This is a genomic window from Altererythrobacter sp. H2 (assembly GCF_035319885.1).
Lineage (GTDB): Bacteria > Pseudomonadota > Alphaproteobacteria > Sphingomonadales > Sphingomonadaceae > 34-65-8.
In genome coordinates, this window is record NZ_CP141285.1 from 2,713,557 (window position 1) to 2,732,388 (window position 18,832).

At 64.7% G+C, this 18,832-nt stretch carries 20 protein-coding genes; 7 read left to right on the plus strand and 13 right to left on the minus strand.

What is annotated here, in order from left to right:
* Nucleotides 1-53: 53 nt before the first annotated feature.
* Both U4960_RS13425 and U4960_RS13430 read right to left on the minus strand, forming a co-directional pair.
* A complete protein-coding gene (locus U4960_RS13425; protein WP_324261138.1) occupies nucleotides 54-431 on the minus strand; it encodes a hypothetical protein in 378 nt (125 codons plus the stop codon).
* A 272-nt stretch (nucleotides 432-703) separates the two neighbouring features.
* On the minus strand, nucleotides 704-2,713 hold the full coding sequence (locus tag U4960_RS13430; protein ID WP_324261139.1) for a YadA C-terminal domain-containing protein: 2,010 nt from the start codon (nucleotides 2,711-2,713) through the stop codon (nucleotides 704-706).
* A 337-nt stretch (nucleotides 2,714-3,050) separates the two neighbouring features.
* On the opposite strand from U4960_RS13430, the gene U4960_RS13435 reads away from it, so the two are divergent.
* Complete coding sequence (locus U4960_RS13435; RefSeq protein WP_324261140.1) at nucleotides 3,051-3,353, plus strand: hypothetical protein; 303 nt, start codon at nucleotides 3,051-3,053, stop codon at nucleotides 3,351-3,353.
* Nucleotides 3,354-3,598: 245 nt separating this feature from the next.
* Here the strand turns inward: U4960_RS13435 and U4960_RS13440 are convergent, their stop codons facing one another.
* From U4960_RS13440 to hemF, 3 genes are all read right to left on the minus strand, one after another.
* Nucleotides 3,599-5,419: a M1 family metallopeptidase gene (locus tag U4960_RS13440; RefSeq protein WP_324261141.1), complete on the minus strand. Its 1,821-nt coding sequence runs from the start codon at nucleotides 5,417-5,419 to the stop codon at nucleotides 3,599-3,601.
* Between the two features lie 74 nt (nucleotides 5,420-5,493).
* On the minus strand, nucleotides 5,494-6,381 hold the full coding sequence (locus U4960_RS13445; RefSeq protein WP_324261142.1) for a Rieske (2Fe-2S) protein: 888 nt from the start codon (nucleotides 6,379-6,381) through the stop codon (nucleotides 5,494-5,496).
* Complete coding sequence (hemF, locus tag U4960_RS13450; protein ID WP_324261143.1) at nucleotides 6,372-7,229, minus strand: oxygen-dependent coproporphyrinogen oxidase; 858 nt, start codon at nucleotides 7,227-7,229, stop codon at nucleotides 6,372-6,374. Before hemF ends, U4960_RS13445 begins: the two co-directional genes overlap by 10 nt.
* Nucleotides 7,230-7,273: 44 nt before the next feature.
* Between hemF and pdeM the strand changes: the two genes are divergently transcribed.
* The 6 genes from pdeM to U4960_RS13480 all read left to right on the plus strand — a co-directional run bounded on the left by pdeM (nucleotide 7,274) and on the right by U4960_RS13480 (nucleotide 13,420).
* Nucleotides 7,274-7,966 carry a ligase-associated DNA damage response endonuclease PdeM gene (gene pdeM / locus U4960_RS13455; RefSeq protein ID WP_324261144.1) on the plus strand — a complete coding sequence of 231 codons (693 nt, stop codon included), beginning with the start codon at nucleotides 7,274-7,276 and terminating at the stop codon, nucleotides 7,964-7,966.
* A 97-nt stretch (nucleotides 7,967-8,063) separates the two neighbouring features.
* Nucleotides 8,064-8,585, plus strand: coding sequence for a translation initiation factor IF-3 (gene infC, locus U4960_RS13460; protein ID WP_324261145.1), 522 nt, complete (start codon nucleotides 8,064-8,066; stop codon nucleotides 8,583-8,585).
* Between the two features lie 38 nt (nucleotides 8,586-8,623).
* Nucleotides 8,624-10,039: an SLC13 family permease gene (locus U4960_RS13465; RefSeq protein WP_324261146.1), complete on the plus strand. Its 1,416-nt coding sequence runs from the start codon at nucleotides 8,624-8,626 to the stop codon at nucleotides 10,037-10,039.
* A gap of 156 nt (nucleotides 10,040-10,195) precedes the next feature.
* On the plus strand, nucleotides 10,196-11,515 hold the full coding sequence (locus U4960_RS13470; protein WP_324261147.1) for a cystathionine gamma-synthase family protein: 1,320 nt from the start codon (nucleotides 10,196-10,198) through the stop codon (nucleotides 11,513-11,515).
* Nucleotides 11,516-11,519: 4 nt separating this feature from the next.
* Complete coding sequence (locus U4960_RS13475; protein WP_324261148.1) at nucleotides 11,520-12,404, plus strand: ATP-grasp domain-containing protein; 885 nt, start codon at nucleotides 11,520-11,522, stop codon at nucleotides 12,402-12,404.
* A 224-nt stretch (nucleotides 12,405-12,628) separates the two neighbouring features.
* The gene (locus U4960_RS13480; protein ID WP_324261149.1) at nucleotides 12,629-13,420 is read left to right on the plus strand and encodes an SDR family NAD(P)-dependent oxidoreductase; all 792 of its coding nucleotides are present in this window, start codon (nucleotides 12,629-12,631) and stop codon (nucleotides 13,418-13,420) included.
* 6 nt (nucleotides 13,421-13,426) lie between these two features.
* Here U4960_RS13480 and U4960_RS13485 read toward each other — a convergent pair whose 3' ends face one another.
* From U4960_RS13485 to U4960_RS13520, 8 genes are all read right to left on the minus strand, one after another.
* The gene (locus U4960_RS13485; RefSeq protein ID WP_324261150.1) at nucleotides 13,427-13,960 is read right to left on the minus strand and encodes a J domain-containing protein; all 534 of its coding nucleotides are present in this window, start codon (nucleotides 13,958-13,960) and stop codon (nucleotides 13,427-13,429) included.
* Nucleotides 13,961-14,006: 46 nt separating this feature from the next.
* On the minus strand, nucleotides 14,007-14,189 hold the full coding sequence (locus tag U4960_RS13490) for a hypothetical protein (protein ID WP_324261151.1): 183 nt from the start codon (nucleotides 14,187-14,189) through the stop codon (nucleotides 14,007-14,009).
* 136 nt (nucleotides 14,190-14,325) lie between these two features.
* Nucleotides 14,326-14,841 carry a peptidoglycan-associated lipoprotein Pal gene (gene pal / locus U4960_RS13495; RefSeq protein ID WP_324261152.1) on the minus strand — a complete coding sequence of 172 codons (516 nt, stop codon included), beginning with the start codon at nucleotides 14,839-14,841 and terminating at the stop codon, nucleotides 14,326-14,328.
* Nucleotides 14,842-14,901: 60 nt separating this feature from the next.
* On the minus strand, nucleotides 14,902-16,293 hold the full coding sequence (gene tolB / locus U4960_RS13500) for a Tol-Pal system beta propeller repeat protein TolB (RefSeq protein WP_324261153.1): 1,392 nt from the start codon (nucleotides 16,291-16,293) through the stop codon (nucleotides 14,902-14,904).
* Nucleotides 16,290-17,159 carry an energy transducer TonB gene (locus tag U4960_RS13505; protein ID WP_324261154.1) on the minus strand — a complete coding sequence of 290 codons (870 nt, stop codon included), beginning with the start codon at nucleotides 17,157-17,159 and terminating at the stop codon, nucleotides 16,290-16,292. The genes tolB and U4960_RS13505 overlap by 4 nt, the downstream gene beginning before the upstream one ends.
* A gap of 12 nt (nucleotides 17,160-17,171) precedes the next feature.
* A complete protein-coding gene (locus tag U4960_RS13510; RefSeq protein ID WP_324261155.1) occupies nucleotides 17,172-17,612 on the minus strand; it encodes an ExbD/TolR family protein in 441 nt (146 codons plus the stop codon).
* A gap of 1 nt (nucleotide 17,613) precedes the next feature.
* Nucleotides 17,614-18,315 (minus strand): protein TolQ, encoded by a 702-nt coding sequence (gene tolQ / locus U4960_RS13515; RefSeq protein WP_324261156.1) that lies wholly within the window; start codon nucleotides 18,313-18,315, stop codon nucleotides 17,614-17,616.
* Nucleotides 18,312-18,773, minus strand: coding sequence for a YbgC/FadM family acyl-CoA thioesterase (locus U4960_RS13520; protein WP_324261157.1), 462 nt, complete (start codon nucleotides 18,771-18,773; stop codon nucleotides 18,312-18,314). The genes tolQ and U4960_RS13520 overlap by 4 nt, the downstream gene beginning before the upstream one ends.
* Nucleotides 18,774-18,832 lie beyond the last annotated feature (59 nt).

The following is an 18,832-nucleotide window of genomic DNA, read 5'->3' on the forward strand; positions in this document are numbered from 1 at the left end:
GAAGATTTGGAACCAGCCGTGCTTTTTTCAGGCGCTTGCCCGCTGGTTAAGCCTCAACCGCCATAGGGGGCGCACAATTCCTGGTAGGACGTGAAGACCTGGAACACCGCCACTGTATCGTCGGCTTCCATCTTCCCTTCAATTTCCCGGGTCAGAGCATTGGCCGCCGCCTCGAAATCGGTCGCCGCCTGTTGCGGCTGCTCCGCCTTATCCGCCATTACCAGCATGACCCAGCCCTCCGCACGGGCTTCTGCCGCCTTGCCTTCGTCGGTGTCCTCGCCGTTGAAACCGGCCATGAAGGCGTTGAACACACCGCATTTGAGCTTGGTCTCGTACGGAGCGTCGGTCTGTTGCAGCATCTGCGCACTGACAGGTGCGGCAAGTGCAGCGAGAGCCGCCGCCGGAGCAAAGAGCAGACGGAGTGTGCGCATGAGACATGGACCTTTTGCAAACAGAGGCTGGAACAACGGCGGCAGCCGGACGGGTTGCCTGGCTTTCCCATCCTTCATTCAGGATGACCCCTGGCTGAAGGGGAATTCATCTGCCCCCTTTGGCTTGTCCAGTAAATAACGAAGGGGCAGCGATCCACCGCACGGCCAGGTTGGCGCGAGGCGGCAGATAACCCGGCCGCAAAACGAAAAATGCCCGGCAACTTTCGTTGCCGGGCAAGGCGATGCGTCTCGTGTATTAAGTGTGGCGTAGATCAGAAGCCGAAGATGACTCCGACCCGGCCGCCAAGCTTGCCGTCCTTGTTCAGACCGCCAGCGAGGCCGGCGGTGACAGCAACCGAGTCAGTCACCCGGTAGCCGAGCGAAGCCGAGACTGCCTGTGCGCCTTCGTAGAAGCCGAAGTTCATCGCGAGGTTGAACTTCATGTCAGGCAGGAAGCCGGCGCCACCAAGAGCGATTGCGGTAGCAGTCGCGCTCGAAACCTTGTCGTCAAGCCGGTCAACGCGGTTCTCGAGGATGCCAACGCGGCCATCGAGAGCGGTGATACGGTTGGACAGGCTGGTGTCGGCAGCGATGCGTGCAGTCTGCTCAGCGGTGACCCGCTCCAGCAGCTGGGCATCGCCAGCCTGGCGAGCAGCCACTTCGGTGTTGAGATCACCACGCAGGACAGCTTCTGCTTCCTGGGCGCGGACGCTCTCAGCCACGATGTTGGCCTGCAGCTGGACGTCAGCGGCAGCGCGCACTTCGGCTTCTTCGACGATCAGCTCGTTGAGGGCGATATCAGCCGCTGCACGGGTGGCAGCTTCGTTATCGATCCGGCCACCGAGGGCGATGTCAGCAGCTTCGCGAGTTGCAGCTTCGTCATCGATGCGCACACCAAGGGCGATGTCAGCAGCTTCGCGAGTTGCAGCTTCTTCGTCGATGCGGACACCGAGAGCGAGGTCAGCCGCTGCGCGGGTTGCAGCTTCGTCGTCGATGCGGACACCGAGGGCGAGGTCAGCCGCTTCGCGGGTTGCAGCTTCGTCGTCGATGCGCACACCAAGGGCGAGGTCAGCAGCTTCGCGGGTTGCAGCTTCGTCGTCGATGCGCACACCGAGGGCGAGGTCAGCAGCTTCGCGGGTTGCAGCTTCGTCGTCGATGCGCACACCGAGGGCGAGGTCAGCAGCTTCGCGGGTTGCGGCTTCGGCAATCAGGCCGTCTTCGGTCGCGGTGATGCGGCCTTCATGATCGACCAGAGCAGCCACAGCTTCAACCACGAAGTCGGTGTCGTCGGCGCGCGCATCACCCGTCAGGGCCTGAGCGGCCGCAGCGATCGCCGGGTTGGCATTTTCGGAAGCCGGCGTGAGGACTTCGTCAGCACGCACAAGCGAGGCCACCTGGTCAGTGATGACCTGCTCTGCCTGTTCAGCGACAGCCAGGTTATCAACCGAAGCATCAGCCGCATTGCTCAGGTCGGTGAGACCTTGTGCGTTTGCCGTCTCACCAGCAAGCGTGATCGCGTCGACAAAGTCGGTGTTGCTGGCCAGCGAGGTCGACAGAGCGGTATTGGCCGCGGTCAGCGTCGTATTGGCATCAGTCACCACCGCAGCGGCGTCTGCAAATGTGTCCTGCGAGAGCAGCAGAGCGTCAGCCGCAGTATTCGCAGCCGTCAGAGCAGCATCACGAGCGTCGGTTGCTGCGGCCACGGCGAGCTGTGCCTCGGCTTCTGCTGCCAGGGCAGCATTGAGCGCAGCCAGGTTGGCAGGCGACTCATCAGCGTTAAATGCATCAGAAGCAGCCGTAACGGCAGCCTGAGCAGCGGCCAGATCTGCGTTGGCAGCGCCCAGATCGGTGTTTGCAACCGTCAGAGCGGCAGCAGCATCATCGAAAGCGGTTTGGGCGGCAGTCAAGGCGTCGTTGGCAGCGTCCAGGTCAGCCTGTGCGGCAGCCAGAGCAACAGCGGCCGCCTCAACGTCTGCAAAAGCCGCAAGGTTGTCTTCGTTCAGAGTCGCGCTGACGGCTGCAAAAGTCGCAGCCGCTTCGTCAGCGGCAGCCTGTGCGAGAGCTACGGTCTCTGCCGCAGCGGTAACCTGCGCTTCGGTCGAAGCGACCTTTTCGGCGAGATTGTCATAGGCGCCATCACCGGGGGCACCGATGCCGAAATTGCCGTCAAACTTCTGGTCGTTATCACCGGTGCTCGGATCGAAGCAGAACGACGAACCATCACTGAAGATCGTGCAGGCTTCCTGCGCGTTTGCAGTAGCCGACAGGGACAATACGCCCATTGCCGTTGTTGCCAGCAGGATCCCAGCGCGCCGACGTCCAACGGCACCTCCCTTAATGCTCCTCATTCGTAAATCCCTTTCTAACTCTTTCCAAATTCCGAGAGCGGGAGGTTCCCTGCTCCGTTTTCCGGTTAAAGATTTCGTCTGGGAAAGCCTACAAGTAAAGAGTGTCCGATTTATATGTACACATTCGGTGGCTGCATGAAATCAATATATGTGTATATACGTAGGATATATACTCGATTAACTAACTTGACAGGGATAGGAATCTCCCTGAACTTCCGCCTCCAGGTGGGGCATGATCGGCATCGTCCGTTGTTAGTGGAAAAACGCGGCAATGAATTTACAAGCAAAGAACGACGATAGCGGCCAGTTTCCGGATATTACAGTGGACCAGTTCGTCGATACATACGAGAAGATGAATGTCGCGCCACTGACCATAGAAGGCAGGATAATCTTTTACCTTACGAAGAAAGGTAAATCCCGCATCAAGGAGGTCATGATCGCCTCCAGATCGTCTTATCGCGGATTTTATCTTGCCCTGGGCAAGTTGAAGAGCAAGGGCGTGGTTCATATTTCAGACGACCCGGGAGACAAGCGCGCGCGGCTTGTCCAGCTTAGCGCCCCTGAAAAAGGTTAACGCGGTCTAATTGGCCGTTGCACGCCCGGTCATGGCAACAGGTACTCGGCCCCAGCCTGATCCCAAGTAGAACGCAACACCCTAGGCCGCAGCATGTTTTCGGGCCGGCGTGACTTTTTAGTCACTGTTTTTGCTGCATGCTTCGGCTTGGGCCGTCTTTGGAAGACGAACCCGCCGCACGTCTGCAATTTGCTTCGAACCACTGGGTGCAAAGTCGACCGTCGCTGCTGCCCGTCAACCCGGCGTCAGTCGGCAACCACGATCCGGTCCACTGCCCGCTGGGTTACCGTGTGATAGCTGCTGCGGTTCGCGGCGTAGATCCTGCGCGCAGTGGGTTGCCCCCATTCGCCTTCACCCATCAGGGTGGCGAACAGGGGGCGGACGAACTTGGTCCGCCCGACACTGGCCAGGAACCGTTCCGCCTGCGGCACAGCGGGCTCGAACCGGTTGGCCAGCGCCAGACGCAGCCACAGGAACAGTTCTTCGTTGTTGCCGGTCCGGGACAAACCCAGCGCGGCGTCAAGGCGGGCGAGCTCTGCCGCGTCACGTTCTGCGGGCAGATTCTGGAGAAAGCGCTGCCGCTCGGCCGATGTCCATGCCCCCCAGTCGGCGGGCAGAGACCCGGTTTCGATGTATGCTTGTGACGCCGCATCGGTCATTGCAAATGCGGCCGGATCGGGCCGGGCGAAGTTGGCGGGAAGGCCGGGCGCATAGATCCATTCGCGCAGCCGGAGCCGTTCCGCCTCCGCCGCGCTTCCGGCGAGGTTGGCTGTGAGGTCTTCGAGGATCATCGCGGAGGTCGCGGGCTGGAAGGCGTGCTTGTCAAACCACTGCCGCAGCCAGGCGTCGAACCGTTCACGCCCGACTTCTCTCTCCAGTGTCCGCAGGAATGCGGCGCCCTTGTTGTAAACGATGGCAGAGCCGGCGCTGTCGGTGCCATCGGGCTGGTGCAGCGCGGTGCCGGGCGCATCGGCGCCGACCTCTGCCAGGGTTTCCATGATCGCCATGGTATCGAGCGCCACTTCCTGCCGGGCGCGCTTCGGGCCATAAATTTCCTCGACGATGCGGTTCTCGAAATAACTGGTCACCCCTTCGTTGAGCCAGCCATCGCCCCACACCGCATTGGTCACGAGGTTGCCCGACCACGAATGCGCCAGTTCATGCGCGACCAGCCCGGTCAGGCTGCGGTCGCCCGCGATGAAGGTGGGGGTGAGGAACGTCATCACCGGGTTTTCCATGCCGCCATAAGGGAAGGCGGGCGGCAGCACGATCATGTCATACCGACCCCAGCGGTAGGGGCCGTAAAGCGCTTCGGCCGCCTCCACCATGGCCTCGGTCTCGACCACTTCGGCGTGGGCCCGGTCGAGCATGGCTGGTTCCGCCCAGACCCCGGTGCGCGGGCCGATCGCGCGGAAGTCGATATCGCCTGCGGCAATCGCGATGAGATAGGGCGCGACCGGCTTGTCCATGGCGAAACGGAAAGCGCGCCTGCCGCCCGCAAGCTCTTCCGGCTCCCCTTGCAGGATGCCGGACATGACCACATCGAGCGGCTTGGGGGCGACAATCCGCGCCTGCCAGGTCTGGCGGATGCCGGGGCTGTCCTGCGTCGGGATCCAGCTGCGATTGAGGATCGCCTGCCCCTGGCTGAACAGGAACGGATGCTGCTTGCCGGCAGTCTGCTCAGGGCTGAGCCATTGCAGCGCCGAGGCTTGCGGATTGGCTGCGTAATGGATGACAATCCTGCGCGCATCGCCCAGGGTGACCGCCAGAGGCGCACCCTTTTCGCCGCTTGCCGCCCCCATGCGCCAGACGAGCGGCCGGCCGCCAGCGTCGGTCACGCGGGCAATCTGCAATCCTTCACTGTCGAGCACCAGTTCCTGCGCGCCCGGCCTGGCCAGCACGTCGAGCACCGCCGTGCCGCGCACCGCCTTGCCGGCGAAATCCAGCTCCAGATCGAGCGCGACGTGGGTCACCCGCGCCTCGTGCGGGCGCGCATGGGTCAGGATGTCGACCGCATCGGGCGTCGCAAGCACCGGCGCGACCATGCGCGCTGGCGCCTCAGACATGGACGGGGTGCATCCGGCTGTGAACAGGGCGAAAGCAAGGCAAAGGGTAGAGGCAGCAGGTGATAAGCGCATGGTCAATCCGTTGTCTGGGTATGTGGCCGAACCGTTGCTACCAAATGGTCGTCAACCAGCGCGAGTTCCGGCGCGCGGGGCAAGGGGCCGCACCGGCCCTGCACCTCTCCCCCGTCCGCTAGCGAAAAGCGATAGCCATGCCAGGGGCACATGACCAATCCATCGGCACTGATTGCACCCTGGTCGAGCGGCCCCAGCATATGGGGGCAGATCGCCGCATGGGCAATCCAGGCGCCCTCATGATAGCGGGCCACGAACGCCCCCGACCCATGCCGGAACGGGTGCGGCTTGTCTCGAGGCAAGGCGGCCTCGGGACCGAAATCATGGACCGCCGGGGCCGCCTCCACCCGTCGCCCGGTCAGCCCGTCAAGCGCCTGCTGGCGCGCCACCATCAGGGCTTCGTCCTCGTCGTAAAGCTGCGTGTACTGGGACCGCAGGACGCCCAGCACCATCTCGCCATATCCGGGCGTGTCCGGAGCAGCCGGGAGATGAAACCGCACGTCGATCGCAATGCCGCCCTCGGCGCGTTGTGTAGCGATGGTGTGGATACGGATGCCCTCGCCCATGCCGGCGACGATCGTTGTCACCCAGGCCTGACCGCACGCATCCAGCAGCAGTTCCACCAGCTGCTCTGCGCCCTGCCCGCCCGGCAGCTTTGCCTTGGCGCGCCAGCCCCAGGATCCCCCTTCTGCCGGCACGATGTCGGCAAATGAACCGGGATGGACATGGGGCAGGTGTTCCCAGTCCAGCGCATTTTCCATCATCCGCGCCATCGAAACCGGCAGGTCGCGCCGATAGCGACCGATCAGCGGCAAAGTTTCCAGCGCGGCGTAGTCGATGGCCTTCGGCCGGGCAGCAAAGGTTGCCAGCTCCGCCGGTGTCAGGTCCACACCGCCTCCGGCGGCAGGCTCATCAGGATAGCGTCGATATTGCCGCCGGTCTTGAGGCCGAACAGGGTGCCCCGGTCATAGACGAGGTTGAATTCGGCATAGCGGCCGCGCCATTCCAGCTGGGTCAGCTTGTCCTCCGGAGTGAACGCGCTCTCCATCCGCCGCCGCACCAGCCGGGGAAAGACATCAAGGAAAGCCTCGCCCACGTCGCGGGTGAAGTGGAAATTCCGCTCGAATGAGGGATCATCTTCGCATTCGAGGTGGTCATAGAAGATTCCCCCGACCCCGCGATGGACCCCGCGATGAGGGATGAAGAAGTAGTCGTCCGCCCACTTCTTGTAGCGTTCGTAATAGGTCGGGTTGTGCGCAGCGCAGGCAGCACGGAAGCGGGCGTGGAAATCCTCGGTGTCATCCTCGTAGGGAATCGGGGGATTGAGATCCGCCCCACCGCCGAACCATGCCTTGCCGGTGGTCAGGAACCGGGTGTTCATATGGACCGCGGGCACATGCGGGTTGGCCATGTGCGCCACCAGGCTGATGCCGGTGGCGGAAAAGCCCGGATTCTCGGCACTGGCCCCGTTGATCGAGGCAGCGAACTCAGGCGCGAAGTTGCCGCGGACAGTGGAAACGTTGACGCCGACTTTCTCGAACACCTTGCCCTTCATCAGCCCCTGGGTGCCGCCGCCGGGATCGGCGTTGCCGTCTTCCTCGCGGGTCCACGGTGTGTACCGGAAGGCGGCGTCGGAACCGGCTTCGCGTTCGATCGCTTCGAACTCGGCGCAGATACGATCACGCAGCGATTCAAACCATTGGCGGGCGCGGGCGGTGTGGGGTTGCCAGTCTGTCATGCGCTTCTCTTGCCAAGGTCAGGGGCTTGCGGCAAGAGCGCGCCATGGTTCCCCTTTCGTTCGCAGATCAGGAATTCGCGCTGGTGCAGGGCCGCGCCCTCTACTGGCCGCGCGAGCAGGCCCTGCTGGTGGCCGACCTTCATCTGGAGAAAGCAAGCTGGTTCGCCGCGCGGGGCCAGATGCTGCCGCCCTACGATTCGCGCGAAACGCTGGAACGGGTTGCGCTGGCGATCCGGGAAACCGGCGCGCGGCGCGTCTACACCCTGGGTGACAATTTCCACGACCAGGCCGGCGCCACCCGGCTGGAACCCCACGCCGCCGGGATGCTCGCCGCCCTCACCCGGGTGACGGAATGGGTATGGATAACCGGCAACCACGATGAGACCCTGCCACCGACCATCGGCGGCACAGTGCTTGACGAACTGCCGGTCGGAGGGATTGTCCTGCGGCACATCGCACAGCCGGGCGAGAGCCGGGCCGAACTGTCGGGCCACTTCCACCCCAAGCTGCGGCTGACCGTGCGCGGACGTGCCCTGGCCCGCCCCTGCGCGGTCATCGGGCGTGATGCGGCGGGCGGGGAGCGGATGATCTTGCCGGCCTTCGGCGCTTTGACCGGAGGTATGGATGCAGGCGCGCGGGAGATTCTCGATGCGCTCCAGCCTGCCCGGAGCATCGATGCGGTGTTGCCCGCAGGTCGCAAGCTGGCACAATTCCCGCTATGGCGCGCCGCTGCGTGATCATTGAGGCTGGCGAATCCGCAATGACCCGCCTAGATAGCCCGCACTATTGTCTGAAGCTTCAGGAGATAAACCCATAGCCCGTCCACCCCGGCGCATGTTGCAGCCGCCCGTCAAGAGCGGTCCGCGCTTTGACCAGATGATCCAGGTGCCCAAGGTCCGCGTGATTGACCATGAGGGCGAAAACCTTGGTGTCATGTACACCCGCGAAGCCATCGAACAGGCCGCAGAGCTTGGCCTTAACCTGGTCGAAGTCTCGCCCAACGCCGATCCGCCGGTGTGCAAGTTCCTCGATGTCGGCAAGTTCCGTTACGAGGCCCAGAAGAAGGCCAACCTCGCCCGCAAGACGCAGAAGACGCAGGAGATCAAGGAGATCAAGATGCGTCCGAACATCGATGACCACGATTACGATGTGAAAATGCGCAGCGTGACCAAGTTCATCGAAAACGGCGACAAGGTGAAGCTGACCCTGCGTTTCCGTGGCCGCGAAATGGCCCACCAGCAACTCGGCATGGACCTGCTCAAGCGGGTGCAGGACGATGTTGCCGAAATCGCCAAGGTGGAGGCATTCCCGCGCCTCGAAGGCCGCCAGATGCTGATGGTGCTGGCTCCCAAATAGCCGCTTGACGCGCGGGGGCGCAACTTAGGGGGGTGACGATGACAGCCAATCGGATTGGCCTGATGATCGGCACCCTCGGCCTGCTGGCCGGTATCCTCCTTCCCGTGCCTGACGGCATGACGCGGGAAGCCTTCGTGGTCGCCGGACTGGTCGTCCTGATGGCGGCCTGGTGGATGACCGAAGCGATCCCGCTCACCGCAACCGCGCTGATGCCGTTCCTGGTCCTGCCACTGGCCGGGGTGATGGGGGCGAAGGACACCGCCAGCGCCTACTATGCCCCGATCCTGTTCCTGCTGCTGGGCGGAGCGTTCCTGGCGCTCGCGATCGAGCGGACCGGCCTGCACCGGCGCTTGAGCCTTGCCATTCTCAAGACCATCGGCAGCGGCGGCGGACAAGGGCGGCTGCTGCTCGCTTTCATGCTGAGTGCGGCAATCCTGTCGATGCTCATATCGAACACGGCGACGGCGTTGATCATGATGCCGATGGCGCTGGCCGTGCTGGTTGGCGGGGGCCTGAAGCAGGGCGATACGGAAGGCCTGTCGGGCGCCTTGCCGATGGGGATTGCCTTTGCCGCCAGCATTGGTGGGCTCGGCACCATTGTCGGCTCGCCAACCAACGGAATTGCCGTCGCCCTGCTTGACGAAATGCTGGGGATGGAGATCAGCTTCGTCGAATGGATGGCTTACGGGGTGCCCGTGGTTCTGGTTGGCATCCCGCTGGCCGCATTCATCATCGCCCGGGTGCAACGGGTCTACGCCCATCCTTTCGACGTGGGCGCGGCGCGGGCCGCGATTGACGATCATGCCCCGTGGACCAGCGCGGAAAAGCGCCTGATGCCGGTCATCGCCCTCGCCTTCGCCGCCTGGGTCACGCAAATGTGGGTGGCGCCGCTGCTGCCCGGTGACAGCTGGACCGACGGCACCATCGCCATCATCGCGGCGCTCGCTCTGTTCCTCGTCCCCGACGGGACGGGACGCCCGCTGCTGGTGTGGCAGGAGGCTGACCGGGCACCCTGGGGTGTGATCCTGATGTTCGGTGGCGGGCTGGCACTTGCCGCCGGGATGGAGGCATCCGGCCTCGCCGAATGGCTCGGGCAGGCCCTGCTGCCGCTGGCCGACGTGCCCCTGATTCTGGTTGCGCTGGCCATTGTCGCCATGGTGATCCTGGTCACGGAATTCGCCAGCAATGTCGCCACCGCCAGCGGGATCATGCCAGTCGTCGCCAGCCTGGCCGCCGCACTCGGCTTGGGCGAACAGGCCCTGCTGCTGGCCATGCCTGCCGCACTTGCTGCAAGTTGGGGCTTTATCCTTCCCGCCGGAACCGGACCCAACGCGATTGCCTGGGCGACCGGTCACATCCGCATCGGGCGGCTGGTCCGGGCCGGCATCTGGCTCGACCTGGCAGGCATGTTCCTGATCGTGGGAATGGTGTGGATGATGGCCCGGGTTGTGTGACCAGCGCGGTTGAACAGCCGCACCAACGGCGGTAATTACAAATGAAACCATCGCCACCATGCGGAGAGGCGTTCCTGTGGAGGTTAGGGACGGGCGCCGCCGGTTGGCCTGCCAGCTCCTGCCTTCCTGGGAGCGCTGTTTAAGGAAGGACTTCCCATGCCCGACGCCACTGACGCCGTCGAAACCCCCACCCCGCGCCGCAAGCCCAAGGCGCCGGTTACCACCATCGGCGGCCGCACGATGAAGCCGTCCACGCTGATGATGGGCTACGGCTATGATCCGATGCTGTCGGAAGGCTCCTTGAAGGCCCCGATTTTCCTGACCAGCACCTTCGCGTTCGAAAGCGCGGCGGCAGGCAAGCGCCACTTCGAAGGCATTACCGGCCAGCGCCCCGGCGGCGCCGAGGGGCTGGTCTATTCGCGCTTCAACGGCCCGAACCAGGAAATCCTCGAAGACCGGCTCGCCATCTGGGACGGGGCGGAGGACGCGCTGAGCTTTTCCAGCGGGATGACCGCGATCTGCATCCTGATGCTGGCCTATTGCTCGGCGGGCGACGTGATCGTCCACTCCGGCCCGCTCTATGCCGCCAGCGAAGGCTTCGTCGCCAAGGTGCTGAGCCGGTTCGGCGTCACCTATGTCGATTTCCCCGCCGGGGCCACCCGTGCTGAGCTGGACGCGGTGATGGAGAAAGCCAAGGCGCAGGCCGCATCCAGCGGCGGCAAGGTGGCCATGATCTACCTCGAAAGCCCGGGCAACCCGACCAATGCCCTGGTCGATGTCGAGGCGGTGCGCGATGCCCGCAATGCCGCGCTCGACCCTGCAGTGACCCCGATTGCCATCGACAACACCTTCCTCGGTCCCCTCTGGCAGCGCCCGATCGACAACGGTGCCGATATCATCTGCTACTCGCTCACCAAGTATGTCGGCGGCCATTCCGATCTGGTCGCAGGCAGCGTTTCCGGTGCCAAGCGGTGGATGGACCCGGTGCGCGCCCTGCGCAACACCATGGGCGGGATCGCCGATCCCAACACGGCGTGGATGCTGCTGCGTAGCCTCGAAACGGTCGAACTGCGGATGGAGCGCGCAGGGCGCAACGCGGAAAAAGTCTGCGCCTTCCTCAAGCAGCACCCCAAGGTGGAGGGGCTGGGCTATCTCGGCATGGTCGACGACCCGCGCCAGCAGGACATCTACCACCGCCACTGCACCGGCGCGGGCTCGACTTTCTCGGTGTTCATCACGGGCGGCGAGGCGGAATGCTTCCGCTTCCTCGACAGCCTCAAGGTCGCCAAGCTGGCGGTCAGCCTGGGCGGCACCGAAACGCTGGCGAGTCACCCGGCGAGCATGACGCACCTGTCCGTCCCCCCTGCCCGCAAGGCTGTACTGGGCATTACCGACAACCTCGTTCGCATCTCAGTCGGCATCGAAGACCCGGACGACCTGATCGCCGACTTCGAACAGGCGCTGGCGGCGGTATGAGGCCATGACGCGGATCGGCTTTCTCGCCTGCCAGGGCACCTTGCCGGGATCGCCGGTCCGCCGCGCTGACGCGCATGAGCACGATTGCCAGGTCGAGGCCTTGCGCGCGGGGTTCGATCCCGCCGGTCTCGAACTGGTCGAGCTGGACTGGCGCGCGCCGCTGGAAGCCTTCGCGGGCCTGCCACTGGTCCTGCTCGGAACGGTGTGGGACTATCAGGACCACGAGGCCGCATTCCTCACCCGGCTGGAACAGTTGGCCGCGCTCGGCATCACGGTCTGCAATCCTGCCAACATGGTCCGCTGGAACATCGACAAAAGCTACCTGCGGGATCTGGCAGCGGCAGGCGCGCCGGCCATCCCGACGCTGTGGCCGGATGACCCGACCGGCACCGACATTGCCGCCGCGTTCGATCACTTCGGCTGCGATGATCTGGTGATCAAGCGCCGGGTCGGCGCGGGTGCAGAAGGGCAGTTGCGCTTCACCCGCGAGACCGCCCCGCCTGCCGACTGGCGCTATGGGAGCCGGGCCATGGTCCAGCCGTTCCTGCCGGAGATCGTCGCGGACGGGGAAACCAGCTTCCTGTTCGTCGACGGGCAGTTCAGCCACGCGGTGCGCAAGACGGCGGCGCCGGGCGATTACCGCATCCAGTCGATCTACGGCGGGCAGGAGCGGGCGGTCATGCCGCCGCCTGAAGACATCGCAGCGGCAAAATCGGTGGTCGAAGCCGTCCCCGGCGAGACACCGCTCTACGCCCGGGTCGACATGATCCGGCAAGAGGGCGCACTGGCAGTGATGGAGGTGGAGCTGATCGAGCCCTACCTCTACCCCCGGCAGGGGCCGCGCCTGGGGGAAATGCTGGCGCAGGCGGTGCTCAGGCGACTAGGCTGATCTCGGTGCCTTGTCTTCACTCTGGCTGAAACGCTTTCCTACATCGGCGCGGTGTGGCAGCCTGTTCTGATCAATGCCGGTTGTCGCTACCCCCCCGCCCCCGGAGGCACAGGTGTCAAGTGCGGTAAACCACATCAAGTCTTTGCAAATACACATGAAATAGGCGCAAAAGCGCACTTGACAGGGTGTCAAGTTCGTCAAGCGCCAAGTGAGGGGGAAGAACCATGACCGACAACCGCAAGCCCGTGTTCCTGGTCATCGGCGCCGGAGGGGGCATCGGCGGGCACTGCGCGATGCGCTTTGCAGCAGGCGGGTATCATGCGGTCTGTGCGCGGCGTTCGGACGCGGACGGGCTCGGCGAACTGGTTGGCAGGATCGAGGCCGCAGGCGGCACGGCGACCGGGTCCCTGCTCAACGCCGCCGAAGACGGTTCGATCGAGGAACTGGTCGAGCGGATCGAGCGCGACATCGGCCCGATACACGCCGCGCTGTACAACCTCGGCGCGCAGATCGGGAACCGCACCCTCGAGAACACACCGCACCGGATTTTCGAACTCGGCTGGCGGCTGGGCACCTTCGGATTATTCCGGCTTGCCCATGCCATGTTCCCCGCGATGGTTGCGCGCGGGACTGGCACCATGCTGGTCACCTCTGCCACCGCAGCGGTGCGCGGCAATGCCGGTCAGCACAGCCATGCCGCTGCGATGGGTGGACGGCGGATGCTGTGCCAGACCCTCAACGCCGAATTCGCCCCGCAGGGCATCCACGTCGCCCATGTGGTAATCGATGGGCCGGTTGACTCTCCGCCCCTGCGCAAGCTGCTGGGCGACCGGTGGGAGGGGTTTGCCGCAGCCAAGGGCACAGGCGGGATTATCGATCCGGCGGTTCTGGCGGAAACCTACTGGCACCTCGCCAGCCAGCCGAAAAACTGCTGGACCCACGAACTGGACGTGCGGCCGCACAGCGACGTGCCCTGGTGGAATGACAACCCTGCGCCCGAGATTGATGCGCGGTAAGGCCTGCTAACCCTTCCACTCGCGCCGTTCCTCGGCGGCGCGGAGCACTTCGTAGGCGACCTGGATGGCGTGGAACTGCTTGGCGGCTTCGGCATCACCCGGCTTGACGTCCGGGTGGACCAGCTTGGCCATGTCGCGCCAGGCCTTCTTGATGGCGGTGAAGTCGGCATCCGATTCCAGCCCCAGCAGCTCAAGTGCGCGCATTTCGTCAGCGCTTCGGCTTCCGTCGCCACTGCCGGCCCAACTGTAATGCGCGGCCTCGGCGTAACCCGCGTTGTCGCGCTGCTCGGCCTGGGTGCGCTGCTGCCGCTCGGCTTCCTCAAGCCCCTCGAAATAGTCCCACTTGGAGTTGTATTCGGCCGCATGGCGCTGGCAGAAATACCACCGCTCCGGGCTGTTGGGCGCCTTGGGGGCCGGACAATCGCCGCGCTCGTCGCACCCGAACCGGTCACACAGCCGCACCGTCACCGCATCACGCGCCGAGCCGTACCCGCGCCAGCGCGGGAAACCCCAGTCATTCGAGCGGCCGCCGCGGGCCATCAGCGCACCCGCCCCGCTGCCTTACAAGTCGTTGGTCTCTTGGTCATCACGGTCCGTCTAGGCGCACTTGCTGCGGGGCGAAAGGCGCTGCAATACGTTTCGACTTGAAATGTTGCATTGCAATACAAATTTCATCACTTCCCGCTAGCAGCCGGCGCGGGTGGGCGGAGACACGAGCGACCATGAGCAGGCAATTGTCCATTTCGTCCGCCGTATCGGTGCTGGCCATGGCGCTGTTCGCGATGGCTTACGGGCCCTCCGCGCACGCACCGGCCACTAATGCATCGACGTCGCCGATCGTCTTGCTGGCCGCCCAATAGGCCGCAGGCCGGCCCGCAACCGGGCCGGACCCGCAGAATTCAGGGTCAGTTGATCACCACGCTAACCGCGCGGCGGTTACGGGCCCACGAGGCTTCGTCCGAACCCAGCGCAACCGGGCGTTCCTTGCCATAGCTGACTGTCTGGATACGGCCCGCGTCGACACCCAGGCTCACCAGGTAGTTCTTGGCCGAATTGGCCCGCCGCTCACCCAGCGCCAGGTTGTATTCGCGGGTGCCGCGTTCGTCAGCATGGCCTTCGACGGTGATCGTGACCGAGGGGTAGCGCGCCAGATACTGCGCCTGCGTCTGGAGCGCGGCCGCGTCGGCACTGTCGATGTTGTACCGGTCGGTATCGAAATAGATCACGTTCTGGCCGTTGATGGTCTGCTCGAAATGCGCCTGCGAGCCGACTGCCGGACCTTGACTGGTCGTGCCGCCGGTCGATGTGTCGCCGGTGCTCGGAACCGGATCAGGCGGGAGCACGTCAGGCGCGGTCGTCTTGCAGGCTGACAGCGCCAGTGCGCCGGCCATGACGGAGAGGGAGGCAAAGGTCCTGTTCATTGTTCTTACTCCTTACCCAGTTGTGATTGTATTGGTTCCCCAACCTATACGTGAATGCAGTTACGGCAGAATCGGTCCCCAGGCGGGGTCGGACCCGTCGACCGGCGTTTGCAGGCGCCGCTCGTTTTCGCCGGTGAGATCGACCTGCCACAGCCCGGTGCGGCCCGATCCGCGCTCGGTGCGGAAGAATTGGATGATGCGGCCGTTGGGTGCCCAGGTCGGGGCCTCGTCCTGCCATCCCCGCGTCAGACGTCGGAAACCGCCACCTTGCGGATTGATAACCGCGATGTTGAAATCGCCCGCGATGTGGGTGAAGGCGATCTGGTCGCCGCGCGGGCTCCATTCCGGCGTTGCCGCGCGCCCGCCCATGAAGCTGATCCGCTTCTGGTTCGATCCGTCCGCATCCATCACGTAGATCTGCTGGCTGCCCGAGCGATCACTCTCGAACACGATCTTGCTGCCATCGGGCGAGTAGGACCCGCCAATGTCGATTCCGGGCGTATTGGTGAGCCGCACGCTAGGCCCGCCTTCGGCAGAGACGCGGTAGATGTCGGTATTGCCCGCCACTGCCATCGAATAGAGCACCCACTTGCCGTCCGGGCTCCAGCGCGGGGCGAAAGTCGGGTTGGTGCTCTGCGTCACCAGCGTCTGCCGCCCGGTGCCGATGTCGTAGACATAGATCCGCGGGTTGCCGTCGACATAGCTGAGGTACATCAGCTTGCGGTAATCGGGCGAATAGCGCGGGGTCAGCGCGGTTGCCCGCCCGGTGGTGATGAAGCGGTGGTTGGCCCCGTCGCTGTCCATAATCGCGAGCCGCTTGACCCGCGCGTCCTTGGGGCCGGTTTCGGCGATATAGGCGATCCGGCTGTCGAAGAACGGGCTTTCACCGGTCAGGCGGCCATAGACCATGTCGGCGCACTTGTGCCCTGCCCGTCGCCAGTCGGCCGGCTCGACAATCCAGCCGCCGCGCACCAGCTCGCTCTGCAGCGCCATGTCATAGAGGTAGCAGCCGACCACCAGCTTGCCGTCACCCCGCGCGCGGACATAGCCGTGGACCAGCATTTCCGCCCCGCGGTTGGACCAGGTGGCCCAGGTGGGTGCAGTGATCTGGCCGAAGGTCGGCTGCGGCAGACTGTCCGGCCCGGCGGGCTTGAACAGGCCGTTGTTCTTGAGGTTGTTGAAAACGATCCGCCCAAGTTCGCGCCCAAGGGCGCCTGTGCCGCTGGCATTGGCAGGCGTCGGCCGGTCCGCATCAGTCGCAAAACCGGGAATGGCGATGCCGAGATCATCCAGGCGGCCTTCAAAGGAAACAGAGCCGGTCAGCCCCCCCTCTTCTGCCTGCGGTTCCTCTACGGCCTCGACGGCACTCCCCACCGGCACGGGTGCACCGAGATCCTGCGCCAGCGACGGCGTCGCGAAGGTAAAGACGGTCAGGAGGAGCAGTTTCTTCATTGCGAGAGTTTCCAGTCAAAGCTGAAGCCTGAGACGTTCTTCCAAGCCTCGTAATATTGCGGCGGTAAGTCAAATGGGGCGGCAAGTTGCACCGCCCGGATAGCCTGCTCCGCGTGCCGGCCCGCCTGGGCGCGATTGGTATCGTTGACCCCTGTCTGCCGCACCACGCTGGGACGCCCGGCAAGCGAGCCATCTTCGTTCAAGCGGAACCGCAGGACCGTCACGATCTGGTCTACATCCTGGCCGTTGGGGGGCTGCCAGTGGGGCTTGATTTCGCGGGCAATGCCATCGACCAGCGAAGCCCTTGCACTTGCGCCAATCTGGCTCGCCGGAACCCGCGTCTCAGTCGTGGTCGTGCTGCTGCCGCTGCCGGGCAGGAAGTCGTCACCGATGCGGCTACCCCCGCTTCGGGTTGGGGCGGCGCTGGGGCGCGGGGCCGGGCGTACGGTCTGGCGCGGAGCGGGCGCGCGCGAAGCGGTGGGGCGCGGTACGGGCCGCGGGCTGGCGGTCGCGCGCGGGCTTGGTCGGGCGGTGGGGCGCGCAGTGGGAGCAGGTCGCGGTGCGGGCGCGGTGGTCTGCACCGGGCGCGGTGCGGGAATCGGTTCCGGCGCCGCCGTGGCAGGCTGCGGCGGCGCAGGCTCCTCCGCCAGGGTGGGCGCGATCGAGGCGCGGCTTTCGGACACCGGCTCGGGCGATTGCGCCGTCAGCCCCACTTCGCTGGTCAGGTTGACCGTCATCCGCTCCGGCAGCGGCGGCGGATCACGCGGGGCCGGTTGCAGCAGGAGCATTGCGACCAGCGCGGCATGAAGCGCCACGGCCACGCCAAGGCCGAGCTTCTCCTCACGCTGCAGGGTTGCGGTCGCCATGATTCTTTCGGGCTATGGGCTGGCGTCTGAACCGCTGGTGACCAGCGAGATGGTGGTGAAGCCAGCGCGGTTCAGTTCTCCCATCACGGCCATCACCCGACCGTAATCGAGCGTCCTCTCGGCACGCAGGGTGACGCTGGGCAGGGCATCGTCGGCATTGCGCGGAACATTTGCCAGACGGTCGGCCAGTTCGCCGGGGGCGAGCGGGCTGTCATCGAGATAGACCGTGCCATCGGCGCCAACGGTCACGGTCAGCGCCTCCTGCTCTTGCGGCAGCGCATTGGCGCGGCTTTCCGGCAGTTCCACCGGCACGCCCGCGTTCAGCATCGGGGCCGTGACCATGAAGATGATCAGCAGCACCAGCATGACATCGACGAACGGCGTGACGTTGATCTCCGCCATCGGCGCACGGCGCCCCCTGCGGGGCCCGCGCTTGAGCACACCCATGGCCATGTTACATCCGCTCCAGTTCGCGGCTCAGGCTGGCATGGAAGCGGTCAGCAAAGCGCTGGAGGCGGGCCTGGAGCTGGTCCACCGAATAGCTGAAGCGGTTGTAGGCAATCACCGCCGGGATCGCCGCGAACAGGCCGATTGCGGTAGCAAACAGCGCTTCGGAAATGCCTGGAGCAACGACCGCCAATGAAGAGCTTTCCTGCGCGCCGATCTGGAAGAAGCTGTTCATGATGCCCCAGACAGTGCCGAACAGGCCGACGAACGGCGCGACCGATCCGGTCGTGGCGAGGAAGTTCAGCCGCGCGGCCAGTTCGTCCGATTCCTGCGCGACCTGGCTTTCCATCGCCAGCGCCATCCGCTGGCGCAGCCCGTCACGATCCTTGACCCCGCCCTTGGTCGACTTGCGCCATTCGGCCATTCCCGCGCTGGCAATGCGGGCCGAAGGGATATCCTTGCGCGCCCTGTTCTTCATGAAGCTGTCGAAATCGTCGGTTTCCCAGAAATCGTGTTCGAATTCATCCGCGCGCTTGCGCACCTTGCTCATCCGCAGGCTGAAGGCGACGATGATCATCCAGGTCCATATCGAGGCCAGCACCAGCCCGACCATCACCGCCTGGACGATGATATCGGCGTCGAAAAACAGCTGGACCGGATCGAGCCGGTTATGGGCTGCAGCGGGGGCAAGGACAGCAAGCACGCTCATCGGGTCGGTTCTTCCTCGGAAAGAATGGTCTGGAACGCGGCCCGCCATGCCTCTGGCTGGCGCACGGGGCGGCCATCGGGGGCGACGAAGCCGATACGCAGGGTCGCTTCGGTCAGCAGGTCACCGCCACGCAGGGCGCGCTGGTGCATCCGGCAACTGGCAGCGCGCATCTCGGTGCAGCGGGTTTCGATCAGCACGTCATCGTCGAGCTTCGCCGGGCGCAGGTAACGGATCGCGAGGTCGGCCACGGCATAGGCACCGGTCCCGGCCTCGATCGCGGCCCGCTGGTCGATGTCAAGCAGGCGCAGCAGATCCGACCGGGCGCGCTCGAACCAGCGCAGGTAATTGGCATGGTAGGTCACGCCCGACAGGTCGGTATCCTCGTAATAGACCCGCACGGCATAGAGATGCCGCGAGCCATCGAGGATTCCGCCGGGGGGTGTCGGGAGCAAAGTCATCGTTAATCGCGGCCTTAGCCGAGCGCCGAGTCGCGGGGCAACCTTAACCGACCGAAATA

Bases quoted from the DNA above. Each gene is read 5' to 3' on its own strand.
- U4960_RS13425 (WP_324261138.1), bottom strand. From the start codon at position 431: ATGCGCACACTCCGTCTGCTCTTTGCTCCGGCGGCGGCTCTCGCTGCA.
- U4960_RS13430 (WP_324261139.1), bottom strand. From the start codon at position 2,713: ATGGGCGTATTGTCCCTGTCGGCTACTGCAAACGCGCAGGAAGCCTGC.
- U4960_RS13435 (WP_324261140.1), top strand. From the start codon at position 3,051: ATGAATTTACAAGCAAAGAACGACGATAGCGGCCAGTTTCCGGATATT.
- U4960_RS13440 (WP_324261141.1), bottom strand. From the start codon at position 5,419: ATGTCTGAGGCGCCAGCGCGCATGGTCGCGCCGGTGCTTGCGACGCCC.
- hemF (WP_324261143.1), bottom strand. From the start codon at position 7,229: ATGACAGACTGGCAACCCCACACCGCCCGCGCCCGCCAATGGTTTGAA.
- pdeM (WP_324261144.1), top strand. From the start codon at position 7,274: ATGGTTCCCCTTTCGTTCGCAGATCAGGAATTCGCGCTGGTGCAGGGC.
- infC (WP_324261145.1), top strand. From the start codon at position 8,064: ATGTTGCAGCCGCCCGTCAAGAGCGGTCCGCGCTTTGACCAGATGATC.
- U4960_RS13465 (WP_324261146.1), top strand. From the start codon at position 8,624: ATGACAGCCAATCGGATTGGCCTGATGATCGGCACCCTCGGCCTGCTG.
- U4960_RS13470 (WP_324261147.1), top strand. From the start codon at position 10,196: ATGCCCGACGCCACTGACGCCGTCGAAACCCCCACCCCGCGCCGCAAG.
- U4960_RS13475 (WP_324261148.1), top strand. From the start codon at position 11,520: ATGACGCGGATCGGCTTTCTCGCCTGCCAGGGCACCTTGCCGGGATCG.
- U4960_RS13480 (WP_324261149.1), top strand. From the start codon at position 12,629: ATGACCGACAACCGCAAGCCCGTGTTCCTGGTCATCGGCGCCGGAGGG.
- U4960_RS13485 (WP_324261150.1), bottom strand. From the start codon at position 13,960: ATGGCCCGCGGCGGCCGCTCGAATGACTGGGGTTTCCCGCGCTGGCGC.
- U4960_RS13490 (WP_324261151.1), bottom strand. From the start codon at position 14,189: ATGGCCAGCACCGATACGGCGGACGAAATGGACAATTGCCTGCTCATG.
- pal (WP_324261152.1), bottom strand. From the start codon at position 14,841: ATGAACAGGACCTTTGCCTCCCTCTCCGTCATGGCCGGCGCACTGGCG.
- tolB (WP_324261153.1), bottom strand. From the start codon at position 16,293: ATGAAGAAACTGCTCCTCCTGACCGTCTTTACCTTCGCGACGCCGTCG.
- U4960_RS13505 (WP_324261154.1), bottom strand. From the start codon at position 17,159: ATGGCGACCGCAACCCTGCAGCGTGAGGAGAAGCTCGGCCTTGGCGTG.
- U4960_RS13510 (WP_324261155.1), bottom strand. From the start codon at position 17,612: ATGGCCATGGGTGTGCTCAAGCGCGGGCCCCGCAGGGGGCGCCGTGCG.
- tolQ (WP_324261156.1), bottom strand. From the start codon at position 18,315: ATGAGCGTGCTTGCTGTCCTTGCCCCCGCTGCAGCCCATAACCGGCTC.
- U4960_RS13520 (WP_324261157.1), bottom strand. From the start codon at position 18,773: ATGACTTTGCTCCCGACACCCCCCGGCGGAATCCTCGATGGCTCGCGG.